Genomic DNA, 12,963 nt, shown 5'->3' with positions numbered 1-12,963 from the left:
ACATGAAACTCAGGTCGGCAACCCTGGCTGGCATCGGCTCCTGCCTGGCCCTCTCCCTCCTCTCGGCCTGCGGTGGCGGCTCCGGCACCGCGGCCACCAACGGCGGCGGCTTACCCGTGGTGGGCGTCGACTACCCGCGCTCCGACACCGACTTCTGGAATTCCTACATCAAGTACACCCCCGAGTACGCCAAGCAGCTCGGCCTGGACATCAAGACCACCAACTCCCAGAACGACGTCGCCAAGCTGACCGCCAACGCGCAGACGTTCATGAGTCAGGGCGTGAAGGGCGTCGCGATGGCACCTCAGGACACCGCCGCCATCGCCCCGACCCTCCAGCAACTCGCCGCGAAGAAGATCCCCGTCGTCACCGTCGACACCCGGCCCGACACCGGAGACGTCTACATGGTCGTACGGGCCGACAACCGCGCGTACGGCGAGAAGGCCTGCCAGTTCCTCGGCACCAAGCTCGGCGGCAAGGGCAAGGTCGTCATGCTGCAGGGCGACCTCGCCTCGATCAACGGCCGCGACCGCACAGAGGCCTTCAACGACTGCATGAAGAAGAACTACCCCGGCATCAAGGTCTTCGGAGAGGCCACGAACTGGGACGGCGCCATCGCCGCGCAGAAGCTGCAGACGGACCTGGTCGCCAACCCCGACATCAAGGGCGTCTACATGCAGTCGAGCTTCGCGCTCGCCGGGACGCTGCAGGTGCTGCAACAGCGGGGGGCGCTGGTGAAGCCGGACGACCCCAAGCACGTCTTCATCGTCTCCAACGACGGCATCCCAGAGGAGCTCAAGAACATCGCCGAGGGCAAGATCGACGCGACCGTCTCGCAGCCGGCCGACCTCTACGCCAAGTACGCCCTTCAGTACCTCAAGGCCGCGATCGACGGCAAGACGTTCCAGCCGGGCCCGACCGATCACGACAGCACCATCATCCAGGTCCGCCCGGGCCTGCTGGAGGACCAGCTCTCGGCCCCGCTCGTCACCTCCGACGGCGGCACCTACGGCGGCGTCAAGAGCCTGAAGAGCGACGACCAGTCCCTGTGGGGCAACAACCTCGGCTGACCGAAGCCGGCGAGAGAAGGAAGGCGGGCTGATATGGGCGATCGGGAGCCGGCGACGAGCTCCGGTCCAGCCCCGAGCGGCGGCGGGTGGCCCCCGGCAGGGTCACCCGTCGCCGAGGCGGCAGGGATCACCAAGCGGTTCGGTTCGACGTTGGCGCTCGACGGCGCAGGGATCACGATCATGCCGGGTGAGACACACGCGCTCGTGGGGCGCAACGGAGCAGGCAAATCGACCCTGGTATCGATCATGACCGGTCTGCAGGCACTGGACGAAGGGGCACTGACCTTCGGCGGGCAGCCCGCGCCACGACTCGCCGACCGCGACGCCTGGCGGCAGCGAGTGGCCTGCGTCTACCAGAAATCGACGATCATCCCTGAGCTGACGGTCGCCGAGAACCTGTTCCTCAACCGGTACCGCCGGGGCCGCGCCGGACTGATCAGCTGGCGCACGCTCCGCCGCCAGGCCCGGGAACTGCTGCAGAGCTGGTCGGTGGACGTGAGCGCCGGGACGAGGGCGGGAGACCTCACCATCGAGCAGCGGCAGTTCGTCGAGATCGCCAGGGCGCTGTCGTTCGGCGCACGCTTCATCATCCTCGACGAGCCGACGGCCCAGCTGGACGCCGCTGCGATCGCCCGGCTCTTCGGCCGTATCCGTGATCTCCAGCAGCAGGGCGTCACGTTCCTCTTCATCAGTCACCACCTGCAGGAGATCTACGAGATCTGCGACATGGTGACGGTCTTCCGGGACGCGCGCCACATCCTCACCGCGCCCGTGGAGCGGCTGGCGCGCGCGGAATTGGTCGCGGCGATGACCGGCGAGGCCGCCACGGCCGCGCAACAGCACGGACGTGAAGCCGCGCACCGGCCCAGCGGGGAGCACGTGCTCAGGGTCGATGCCCTGTCCGCGGAGGGCGCCTACGACGATGTGTCGTTCCAGGTCCGCGCGGGTGAGATCGTCGGTCTGGCCGGCGCGGCGGGCAGCGGCCGTACCGAGGTGGCCGAGACGGTCGTCGGCCTGCGCACTGCCGGCGCGGGCGCCGTAGAGATCGCCGGACAGCGTCCACGGCCCGGCAGCGTGTCCGCCGCCCTGGCGGCCGGAGCCGGGTTCGTCCCGCAGGACCGCCACGATCAGGGCTTCGTGCCCGAGATGTCCATCGCGGACAACAGCACGCTGACGATTCCCGAGCGGCTTGGTCCGTCGGGATTCATCAGCGGGCGTCGTAGGGACGCTCTCGCCCAATCCATGATCGAGCGGTTGGCGATCAAAACTCCAGGACCTGCTCTTCCGGTTTCCGGACTCTCCGGAGGCAACCAGCAGAAAGTCGTCATGGCTCGGGCGATGGCCAACGACCCCCGGCTGCTTGTCCTCATCAACCCGACCGCCGGCGTCGACGTGCGGTCCAAGGAATTCCTCCTCGGCAAGGTCGAGGAGATCGTCCGGTCGGGCACGGGCGCGCTCATCGCGTCCGACGAGCTGGACGACCTGCGAATGTGCGACCGCGTCCTGGTGATGTTCAAGGGCCGCGTGGTCGCCGAGATGGCCAGTGGCTGGCACGACCACGACCTCGTGGCCGCGATGGAAGGAGTGGACCTCGATGCATGAGACCGCGACCGCGGGCCCGGGCGCCACCCCCGGCACGCCGGGAGCCGATTCGCCCTCGGCCGACGGCGAACGGCGCCGGATCGCCTTCGCGCGTCTGCGCGATCTGGCGCTCATCCCCGCGATCATCGTCATCGGGGTTGTAGGACAGCTCGTCAGCCCGGTATTCCTGCAACCCGACAACATCATCAACATCCTGCAGACCATGTCGGAGATCGCGATATTGGTCCTCGCGCAGACCATGGTGCTGGTCGTCAAGAAGATGGACCTTTCGCTGGAGTCCACCATGGGGCTGGCGCCCGGGGTGGCCGCCTGGCTCACCGTGTCCGCGGGCGCGGGGCACGGCCTCGGCCTGCTTCCGGGCGCCTGGGCGGTTCCTGTCACCCTCGCCGTCGGTCTGCTGGTGGGCGCCGCCAACGCGCTGCTCATCATCCGGTTCGGGCTCAACGGCTTCATCGTCACGCTCGGCATGCTCATCGTGCTGCGAGGCATCCTGACCGGGATCTCCGGTGGGCAGACGTTCTTCCAGCTGCCCGAATCGATGATCTACCTCGGTACGACCCAGTGGCTCGGCGTCCCCGCCTCCATCTGGATCTGCCTGGCGCTGTTCGCGATCGGGATCGTGGTACTCGGCTTCACCGGCTTCGGCCGGTCGCTGTACTCCATCGGCGGCAACGTGAACGCCGCGAAGGCGGCCGGCATCCGCACCGACCGCGTGTTGTGGATCGTCATCGTCACGGCGAGCGTTCTGGCCGCGCTCAGCGGGTTGTTGCTGTCCGGCCGGCTGGCCTCAGTCGCCTCCGCCCAGGGCAACGGCTACATCTTCACGGTCTTCGCCGCCGCCGTCATCGGCGGCATCAGCCTGAACGGCGGGAAGGGAACGATCTTCGGAGCCTTCACCGGCGTCCTGCTCCTCTTCCTGATCCAGAACGTGCTCACCCTGGCGGGCGTCCCCGCCCAGTGGATCGGCGCCCTCAACGGCGCGATCATCCTCATCGCCCTGGTCATCTCCCGCATCACCGGAGGAAAGATCCAAGAATGAAGGTTCCAGGCGCAGACCTGGTCAAGAAGTCGGCGTTCGGATTTTCGCTGATGCTACGGGGACCCCAGCCGGTTGGCCACCAGCACCCATCCGATCTTCAACTACCTCGACGTGCGGAAAACGGGACTAGCGCTGGGTGAGCCTGTCGTAGGTGTCGGGGCGACGCGTCTCGAGGAAGGGGAACAGCGTCAGCCAGTCGCGACGCTGGTCGAGATCGAGCTCGGCGACCAGGACGGCGTCGCCGGCTCGGGGCGCTTCCGCGAGCACCCGTCCGTAGGGGTCGGAGATGAAGGAGCGGCCGTAGAAGGTGATCAGGCCTTCCGCGCCCCAGCGGTTCGGGACCACCATGAAGGTGCCGTTGGCGATGCCGTTGCCGACGATGACCTGCCGCCACAGCGGGGCGGTGTCGAAGTCGGGGTGGTCGGGCTCGGAGCCGATCGCGGTCGGATAGGCGATCATGTCCGCGCCGGCGAGGGCGTAGGCCCGGGCGACCTCGGGGAACCACTCGTCCCAGCAGGTCGGCAGGCCGATCCGTGCCCGGCCGGCCAGCTCGACCGGACGGTAGGCCTCAGGTCCGGCCGGTCCGGGCCGGAAGTAGTGGTCCTCGTAGTATCCGGCGGTCCGGGGGATGTGGGTCTTGCGGCGGCGGCCGAGCAGCGTGCCGTCCGGGGCGACGAGCATTGAGGTGTTGAAGCCCAGGCCGTCCGCACCTGGGCTGCGCTCGAAGAGCGAGGCGTGCACGTGGATGCCGGTTTCGGCGGCGGCGTCGCGGGCGAAGGCGCGGGTCGGGCCGGTCTCGATGTCCTCGGCGGTGGCGGCGGCGTCGCCGGTGGGCCTGGTGTCGGCCGGGTAACGGGAGAGGGTCAGCTCGGGCAGGAAGACGACCTCGGCGCCGGCGTCGGCGGCGGTGCGGATGCCGTCGAGAAGTGTCTCTCTGTGCTCCACGGGGTCGGCGTGCCAGCGGGTCTGCACGAGCGCGACGGTGAGCGTGCCCCGCACCGGCGGGTGGATGCGAGCCGGCGACTCGGTCGGCTGCGCGATGATCAGTTCCATCGTGTCTCCTGGAGCGGCTGTTGCTGGGTGATGCAGTGGATCCCACCGCCGAAGCGGAAGATGTCGCGGGCGTCGACCAGGACGATCTCGCGGCCGGGATAGGCCAGGCGCAGCATGCGGGCGGCGTCGGCGTCGCGCGAGTCGTCGAAGGCGCAGAGGACGACCACGCCGTTGGCGACGTAGTGGTTGACGTAGGAGTAGTCGACCAGTTCTCCGTCCACCTCGGTGATGGTGGGTCCGGGCAGTTCGATCACTTCCAGGCGCTTGCCGCGGGCGTCGGTGGCGTCGCGGAGGATCTCGGTGATCTCCCGGGTCACGTCGTGGTCCGGGTGGCCGGGGTCCGGCTGGGTGTGCACGACGACCGTGCCAGGACGGGTGAACGCGGCGACGAGGTCGACGTGCCCGCGGGTGCCGTACCTGCCGTAGTCCGCGCTCAGTCCCCGTGGCAGCCAGATCGCGGTGGTGGTGCCGAGACGGGCGTGTATCTCGGCCTCGACCTGAGCGCGGGACCAGCCGGGGTTACGGTCCGGGTCACGCTGGACGGTCTCGGTGAGCAGCACCGTTCCGGCGCCGTCGACCTGGAAGGCGCCGCCCTCCTGGGTCAGCGGCGAACCGATGTGCGGGACGCCGGCCATTCGGGCGATGCGCCGGGCCAGGTGCCTGTCGGCGTCCCATGTCGCCCAGGGCTGTGCGCCCCAGCCGTTGAACGTCCAGTCGACGGCTCGCGTCCCGCCCCTTGCGGTGGACACGAAGGTGGGGCCGCTGTCGCGCAGCCAGGCGTCGTCGAGGGGCACCTCGACGGTGGAGATCCGTGAGTCCAGCAGTTCGGTGCGCTCGCCTGGGTTGATCAGCATGGTGACGGGCTCATGGCGCACGATCGTGTTGGCGACCGCGGCCCAGGCGGCGCGGGCCGCGGCAAGCTCGGCGCTGTCGCCGAACGTGGCGTTCGGAGTGGGGAAGGCCATCCAGGTGCGGGCGTGCGGTGCCCACTCCGCCGGCATTCGGTCGGTCACGTTCGCCGTCCCGTGACGGAGAGGCCGGCGGTCGCGCCGTGATCGTCAGCAGCGACGGTGCGGACCGCTCGAGCGGCATTTCCGGCGACATCCGGCTCGCCGATCAGAGGCGGCGTCTCTTCCGGCATGTGGCTTCCTCCTGTGGAGTGTAGAGCGCGTGAATGGGAAGGCATGCGGTGAGTCGGGGATCGAGTCGAGAGCGACAAGGGGAAACAGCGCCGGGCGGCCCGCGGCCGGGATCCGGATGGCGGGTCCGGACGTTACCGGAGGAGGTCGGCGAGGCCGGCGATCAGGATGTGCAAGCCGATCTCGAAGGAACGCCGGGAGCGGTCGCCGGGCTGGGCCCGGGTCGCCGCGATCGCGGCGCTGAGCGCGGACTCCGGGGCACCCGAGTCAGCCCAGACGTCCAGCGGCGCGCTGGCGTCCAGGGCCGAGCCGAGAATGAAGCAGTCCAGGACGCTGACCACATGCAGCAGGTCGTCGGCCGCGAACCCGGCCTTCCGCAGCACCATGGCCAGCGCCTCGTAACTGGCCAGGGTCTCCGGCGCCGAGACGGTCTGAAGAGTCAGCAGCGGAACCACGTGCGGGTGCCGCGCCATTGCCGACCGGTAGCGGTGGGCCCACTGCTCGGTGTACTCGCGCCAGCCCATGGTCGGGTCGAGCGGGTCGATCACCTCGCGGGTCAGCAGTCCCCGGATGCCTTCGATGACCTCTTCCCTGCCGTTCGCGAAATGGTGGTAGATCGACGAGACGCTGACGTTCAGTGTCGCGGCGAGTTTCGGCAGCGACAGCGCGCCGGTCTCGTCGATTTGACTGAGTGCCGCAGCTGCGATCTGGTCGCGGGAGAGCCGGGGGACGGAGGGGCGGGGCACGGTGGGGTCAGCTCCTCGAAGTGGTCAGTACGCGCTGTTCATGGTGAATGGTGACACCGGCGCATCGGCCCGGTGGACGACATCGCCGTCGACCACGGTCAGCAGGACGGGGGACTCGGCGAACTCGTCCGGGCTTGCGGTGAGCGGGTCGAGTCCGAACGCGGCCAGGTCGGCCGCGAAACCGGGAGCGAGCCGGCCGCTGCGCCCGTCCAGGCCCGCGGCCTCGGCCGCCTGGGTGGTGAAGCCTTCCAGCGCCATCCGGGCGGTGAGTGCCTGTCCGGGCAGGACCGGCTCGGCGTCCGGGCGACCGGCTGGGCGACGTAGCTGCGCGTCGGCGATGATGGCCCGCGGGTCGAACGGGGCGATCGGCCAGTCCGAGCCGAGTGCGAGCCGGGCGCCGTGCTCACGCAGGTCCCGGCAGCGGAACGCGCGGCGGGCGCGGTCAGGGCCGAGCCGGCTCGACCAGTTGTCGCTGTGGTCGGCGCGCGTGTAGTGCGTGCAGTGGGTCGGCTGCATGCTCGCGGTGACGTCGAGCGCGCGGAAATGCGGCAGCAGGTCGGCCGGCATCGTCTCCAGGTGCTCGATGCGGTGCGGGACCGGCGAGCGTCGTGGCAGGTTGCTCAGCGTCTCGAGGACGTGCCGGATGCCGGCGTCGCCGATCGCGTGGGTGACCGTGGGAACGCCCCGCTCGGCCAAGTGGCGCACCGCCACACTGTACTCGGCCGGGTCGGGCCAGAACGGGGCGATGGATTCGCCGTGGCTGTCCGGTTCCGCCAGCCACGCCGTGCCGCCGTCGACCGTACCGTCGATCATGAACTTGGCGCCCTCGACGCGCCAGCGGCGTCCGCGCAGGTGTTGTTGTTCCACGACGCGCGCCAGGTCGGCGGCGGAGGTGGCCGGCATGACGAAGGGCGCGAAGCGCCATCGCATCGGCAGAGGGCCGGCCGCCTCCAGCCCGCGGAACAACTCCAGCGCATCGTCCTCGAAGTCCATCGCGTTGCCGGCGGTGTAGCCGGCCGCGGCCATCCGGCGCAGCAGGTCGAGCAGCAGCCGCCGCCGATCGGCCGGGTGGTCCGGGGGCAGCAGCGCCCGGACCGGCTCCATCGCGTCGAATTCCAGCAGGTGCCCGGTCGGGCTTCCGTCCGGGGCGCAGACGATGCCGGCGCCGGAGGCGAACTCGCGTGGGCCCGTGATGCCGGCGAGTGTGAGCGCTTTGGGGCTGGCCAAGGCCGAGTGCGCGTCGAACAACGTCAGGTAGACGGGGATGTCCGGCCCGAGCGCCTCGACGATGGGCTGGTGCGTGATCGGGGCGCCGCCGAAGGCGTTCGGGTCGAGCCCCCAGCCGCACAGCCACTCGCGGTAAGGTGCCGCGCGCAGTGCGCGGATCAGCTCGTCGATCGTGGACACCGTGGACAGGTCGACGCCGCGGGTCAGATCCAGGCCCGTCACGGGGTGGGAGTGGCCGTCGACGAGGCCGGGGGTCACCGTGGCGTCGCCGAGCTCGATCACGTCGGTGTGGTTGCCGCGCCAGTCTCGTACGTCGTCGCGGGTGCCGAGCGCGGTGATCAGGCCGCCGCGGATGGCGAGCGCGGTGACGGCGGGGCCGGGCGCGTTCATGGTGTGGATCCGGTCGGCCAGGACGATGAGGTCCGCGCTGGTCATGCGGTGGCACCCGCCTGGGCGGTGGGATCCCCCGGCTCGGACGCGGGCGCTGGAGAGGCTCCCCGGATCGGCGAGTTCGCGGCTTCCGCGCAGCGCACGTCCTCGCCGCCGATCAGCGCGTGGGTGTCGGGGCGACGCTTCTTCAGGTAGAAGGCCCAGCCGACGCCGGCGGCCAGCACCGCCGGCACCAGGCCGACCAAGAACGCGTTCGTGGCGGCCCCGGCGCCGGTCAGCAAGGCGATCTGCGCGACGATGGACCACAGGGCAAGGGCGAGCAGCACCGTGGACAAGGCCGCGAAAACCATGGCCGCCGCCGCTCCCTGAAGGCTTCGGCGCCGCAGGAAGTAGGCGAGCACCGCGGCTGACGTCAGCACCTGCAGTGCCAGGACGCCCAGCACGCCGGGCGTGTTCACCAGCAGCACGAGCTGCAGGTAGGGGTCCGCGCCCGCGATGGCGAACCCGGCCACCACGACCGCGGCCAGCACGCTCTGCACCGCACCGGCGTTCGCCGGTGACAGGAATCTCGGGTGCGACCGGCCCAGCGCGCTCGGCAGCAGTCCGTCGCCGGCGAGCGAGAAGGCGTACCGGTTGATCGCATTGTGGAACGCCAGCTGCGCGGCCAGCACGCTGGTCAGCACCAGCACGTACATGACGTCGCTGGCCCAACCGCCGACATAGGTGTCCATCGCGGCGAAGAACAGGCCGGCCGGGTCTGCGCCGGCGACCTCGACGACCTTGGCATCCCCGAACGCCTGCACCACCGCCCAGGCGACCAGGCAGTAGAACAGCCCGAGGAACGTGACCGCGGCGAACGTGGCGCGAGGAATCGTCCGATCCGGCCGGCGGGCCTCGCCGCGGTAGAGCGCGGTCGACTCGAAGCCCATGAACGCGGCGAAGCCGAACCCGAGAATCGCGAGCATGCCCGGATGCGCCAGGGCGTCCGCCGAGAACGTTCCCGCGGTCAGCCCGCCGTTCCCGCCCTTCACCAGTACCGCGGCCACCAGCAATACCAGGATCAGCGTCTCCGCGGTGAGCAGGACGCCGAGCACCTTGGCGCCGACGTCGATGCCGCGCCGGCCGAGCACCCAGACCAGCGCGATCCCGACCCCGGCGAACAGCCACCAGGGGGCGGTGTAACCGGTGAAGCGGTTGAACGCGGCGGCGAACTGCGTGCCCAGCAAGCCGTACACACCGATCTGCAACGCGTTGTACGAGATCACGGCGAGCAGGCCGGCCGCCGCACCGAGCGTGCGGCCGAGCCCGAGCGTGATGTACGCGTAGAAGGCGCCGGCACCACGGGTGTGGCGGGTCATCGCCGTGAACCCGGCCGCGAAGATCGCCAGCACGACGCCGGCGATGAGGTAGCCGGCCGGGGCGCCGATACCCCCGATCGAGATGGCCAAAGGGGCGACGCCGGTCAGGACCGTCAGCGGTGCCGCCGCGGCCACGACCATGAACGTGATGCCCGCCGCACCGAGCGCGCCGGCTTTGAGCAGGGACGGTGGGGTGGGGGGTTGCGCTTGAGCGTTGGTAGCCACACGGACTCCAAAGGCGAGGGAAGGTGCGGTGACCATAACCGAATCGGTTTCGTTTTGTCGATAGGGCAGACGTGAAGCTGTTGTGATCGTCGGCTCGAACGATTCGGCCTACGATGATCCGGGGTGGCTCGAATCACGTGAGGAGCGCCGGTGAACATTGGGGAGATCGCCAGGCGGGCAGGTGTGTCACGCAGCACCGTCTCCTACGCTCTGAGCGGCAAGCGGCCGGTGTCGCAGGAGACCCGCCGGCGGGTCCAGGCGGTCATCGACGAGCTGGGCTACCGTCCCAACGCCACAGCCAAGGCGCTCAAGGAGGGCAGGACCCGCACCATCGGGCTGGTCATCCCTCCGGCCAGCCGACGCCTCACCGACATGCAGCTCGGCTTCGTCGCGAGCGTCGTCGACGCCGCCGCACGCGCCGACCTCGACGTCCTGCTGTCCCCCTCCGGCGGCGAGCACGACCGCTCCTTCGAGCGCACGGTGAGCGGCGGACGCGTGGACGGCGTCATCCTCATGGAGATCCGGCTGGAGGACGACCGCGTCACTCGGCTGCGGCAGACCGGCGTGCCGTTCGTCGGCATCGGCCGCACCAGCCGCCCCGAGGAGATGTCCTGGGTGGACATCGACTACGAGACGCTCGTCGCCCAATGCGTGCACCACCTGGCCGACCTGGGCCACCGCCGCGTCGCCCTGGTCAACCGCTCCGCCGAACTGGTGGCCGCCGGGTACGGCCCCGGCCACCGGGCCCAGGCGGGTTTCACGCGCACCGTGGCCGAACGCGGCCTGGAAAGCATGCAGACATGCTGCGCCGACGACGCCCAGTCCGGGGTGTCCTGCGTCGAGCGGCTCCTGGCCGAGCATCCTGACCTCACCGCGATCGCGACCATCAACGAGGCCGCCCTGCCGGGCATGTACCGCGCGCTGGCGCAGGCAGGCTTGGCCGTGCCCAGGGACTTCTCCGTCGCGGGCGTCGCCGCCCGGCACTGGGCGGAGAACCTGCACCCGCCGCTCACCGCCGCCGACGTGCCCGCCGACGAGCTCGGCGCCCAGGCCGTGGAGCTCCTCATCCAGCGCATCGCCGATCCCGCCACGCGGCACCGCCATGTCCTCGTCGCCCCGCCGATCTCCCTGCGCGGAACGACCGGACCCGCACGCCCGCGCTGATCGGCGGACCGGACGAAAGGGCGGCCTCCGGACGTGGCCGGCGTGGCCCCGATCGGGGCCACGCCGGCCGTCATGTCAGGTGCGAAGACATCCACCGGAGCAGGACATCCCGCCGAGTACTGAAGCTCCTGGCCACTCCCCCGGGCTGTGGACGGATGGCCTCAGACGCGGGTCCACTTCTGGTTGGTGCCACCGTGGCAGGTCCAGATCTGCACCCTGGTGCCGTTGGCGGTGCCGGACCCGGACACGTCCAGGCACTTGTTCGCCCCGACGGCGGTGATGGTGCCGTCGGCGTTGAGGCGCCATTTCTGGTTGTTCTGCCCGTTGCAGTCCCAGATGATCACGCTGGTGCCGTCCGCCGTCCCGGCCCCGTTCACGTCCAGGCACTTGCCGCCGTAGACGCGCAGCTCACCGGCGCTGGTGGAGGTCCACTGCTGGCTGGCCTGGCCGTTGCAGTCCCAGAGCTGCACCTGCACGCCGTTGGCCTGCGAGGCGCCGTTGACGTTCAGGCACCGGCCCGACCCCGCACCCCGCACCGCACTCGTACTACCCAACGGGTTCAGTTCCTTGATGCGGATGTTGCGGAATGACACCAGGTCGCCGGACCCGTGGTTCTGGATGCCGATGTAGCCCTGCTGGAGCGAGCGGACAGGATCGGTGTTGGTGAAATCGTTGATCTTCGTGCCGTTCAGGAACACCTGCAGCCGCTCACCCTCCACCAGCAGCTCATAGGTGTTCCACTGACCGGGCGGATTCAGCGCCGCGTCCCGTGAGGCGATGTCCGCCGCCTTGAACCCATAGATCGCCCCCGTCGTTTTGTCCGCGGTGTCGGTCGCGTCGATCTGCACCTCATATCCGGTGTTGAGCGCCGCGTTCGGGTCGCCGGTGGCCGGGAACCCGACGATCACGCCAGAGTTGGAGTCGCCGGTCAGCCTCCAGTCGAGCTTGAGCGAGTAGGAACGGAACTCCTTGGCGCCGTACCACAGCATGCCCATGCCGCCCTGGGAGGTCAGCGTGGCGTCGCTGTTGGCGAACGACCCCGGCCCGGCCTGCGACCAGCCCGTCGTCGACCCGTTGTACAACGTCGTGTACCCGGTCTCCGGGCGGCAGTCGGCGTTGGTGGCCTTGGCCGCGTACCGGATTCCGCCGAGCAGCAGCGTGCGGAAGTTCGGGTCGGCGTACGACTCCTGGGTGTGCCCCAGGCCGGTGTAGAACGCGCGGCCGGAGGACTGGGGGTGGCACCAGGTGATCGGGTGATCGCCCATGCCGCCGCCGCTGTAGCTGCTCTCGTCCAGGCTCTGCAGCACCCGGACGTTCGAGCGGGGGTTGGAGCGGTAGTTGTACCACTCGTCGGTACGTGACCAGGCCGCCCCGAGGTGAGCGGTCGCGGCGTGCGCCCGGTCCTCGGTCCGTACGATGGCCTGCTGGATCGCCGGGTGGTTGTTGAACCAGGCCCCCATCAGCTGCCCGTAGTACGGCCAGTTGTACTCGGTGTCCGCGGCCGAATGCACCCCCACGTAACCGCCCCCGCCGTCCACATACGTCTGGAATGCGGCCTGCTGGTTGTCGTTCAGCACATCACCGGTGGTGTTGAGGAACACCACCGCCTTGTACTGGGCCAGGTTGGCCGTGCTGAAGGCGTTCGAGTCCTCGGTGGCGTCGGCGGCGAAGTCGTGGGCGGCCCCCAGGTCGCGGATGGCCTGGATCCCGTTGGGGATCGAGTCGTGCCGGAACCCGGCCGTCTTGGAGAACACCAGCACCTTGAAGGCGGCGGCCTGGGCGGGGATGGCGGGGATCACCGTCGCTGCGGCGGCGGTGATCGCCACCACGGTCACCGCCAGGCGTCGCAGCACAGATGACTTTCGGTCGCTCCCCGCGATGCGCCCGAGCGCGGCGGGGGTCGGATGTCGCAGCATGGGTGTCCTTCCGTCGCGGGGCCCGGGGCGGCCC

General features: G+C 70.0%; 10 protein-coding genes. 4 read left to right on the top strand and 6 right to left on the bottom strand.

The window, feature by feature from the left end; genetic code table 11:
- Positions 1-2: 2 nt before the first annotated feature.
- The 3 genes from EJK15_RS08625 to EJK15_RS08615 all read left to right on the top strand — a co-directional run bounded on the left by EJK15_RS08625 (position 3) and on the right by EJK15_RS08615 (position 3,711).
- Positions 3-1,070 carry a sugar ABC transporter substrate-binding protein gene (locus tag EJK15_RS08625; protein ID WP_138709849.1) on the top strand — a complete coding sequence of 356 codons (1,068 nt, stop codon included), beginning with the start codon at positions 3-5 and terminating at the stop codon, positions 1,068-1,070.
- Positions 1,071-1,220: 150 nt separating this feature from the next.
- A complete protein-coding gene (locus EJK15_RS08620) occupies positions 1,221-2,672 on the top strand; it encodes a sugar ABC transporter ATP-binding protein (protein ID WP_240776851.1) in 1,452 nt (483 codons plus the stop codon).
- Positions 2,665-3,711 carry an ABC transporter permease gene (locus EJK15_RS08615; RefSeq protein ID WP_138709847.1) on the top strand — a complete coding sequence of 349 codons (1,047 nt, stop codon included), beginning with the start codon at positions 2,665-2,667 and terminating at the stop codon, positions 3,709-3,711. The genes EJK15_RS08620 and EJK15_RS08615 overlap by 8 nt, the downstream gene beginning before the upstream one ends.
- A 126-nt stretch (positions 3,712-3,837) precedes the next feature.
- Here EJK15_RS08615 and EJK15_RS08610 read toward each other — a convergent pair whose 3' ends face one another.
- The 5 genes from EJK15_RS08610 to EJK15_RS08590 all read right to left on the bottom strand — a co-directional run bounded on the left by EJK15_RS08610 (position 3,838) and on the right by EJK15_RS08590 (position 9,849).
- Positions 3,838-4,764, bottom strand: coding sequence for a nitrilase-related carbon-nitrogen hydrolase (locus tag EJK15_RS08610; protein WP_138709846.1), 927 nt, complete (start codon positions 4,762-4,764; stop codon positions 3,838-3,840).
- Positions 4,755-5,777, bottom strand: a complete 1,023-nt coding sequence (locus EJK15_RS08605) for an agmatine deiminase family protein (RefSeq protein WP_240776844.1) — start codon at positions 5,775-5,777, stop codon at positions 4,755-4,757. Before EJK15_RS08605 ends, EJK15_RS08610 begins: the two co-directional genes overlap by 10 nt.
- A 260-nt stretch (positions 5,778-6,037) precedes the next feature.
- Positions 6,038-6,649, bottom strand: a complete 612-nt coding sequence (locus EJK15_RS08600; RefSeq protein WP_138709845.1) for a TetR/AcrR family transcriptional regulator C-terminal domain-containing protein — start codon at positions 6,647-6,649, stop codon at positions 6,038-6,040.
- A 24-nt stretch (positions 6,650-6,673) separates the two neighbouring features.
- Positions 6,674-8,311, bottom strand: a complete 1,638-nt coding sequence (locus EJK15_RS08595) for an amidohydrolase (RefSeq protein WP_138709844.1) — start codon at positions 8,309-8,311, stop codon at positions 6,674-6,676.
- The gene (locus tag EJK15_RS08590) at positions 8,308-9,849 is read right to left on the bottom strand and encodes an APC family permease (protein WP_206060724.1); all 1,542 of its coding nucleotides are present in this window, start codon (positions 9,847-9,849) and stop codon (positions 8,308-8,310) included. Before EJK15_RS08590 ends, EJK15_RS08595 begins: the two co-directional genes overlap by 4 nt.
- Positions 9,850-9,999: 150 nt before the next feature.
- Between EJK15_RS08590 and EJK15_RS08585 the strand changes: the two genes are divergently transcribed.
- Positions 10,000-11,013 (top strand): LacI family DNA-binding transcriptional regulator, encoded by a 1,014-nt coding sequence (locus EJK15_RS08585; protein ID WP_138709842.1) that lies wholly within the window; start codon positions 10,000-10,002, stop codon positions 11,011-11,013.
- A gap of 161 nt (positions 11,014-11,174) precedes the next feature.
- Here EJK15_RS08585 and EJK15_RS08580 read toward each other — a convergent pair whose 3' ends face one another.
- A complete protein-coding gene (locus tag EJK15_RS08580; protein WP_138709841.1) occupies positions 11,175-12,929 on the bottom strand; it encodes a ThuA domain-containing protein in 1,755 nt (584 codons plus the stop codon).
- Positions 12,930-12,963 lie beyond the last annotated feature (34 nt).

Source organism: Nonomuraea basaltis (assembly GCF_005893125.1).
GTDB lineage: Bacteria > Actinomycetota > Actinomycetes > Streptosporangiales > Streptosporangiaceae > Nonomuraea > Nonomuraea basaltis.
Note: the sequence above shows the minus strand (reverse complement) of the source record. Positions and strands in the feature narration are given on the sequence as shown.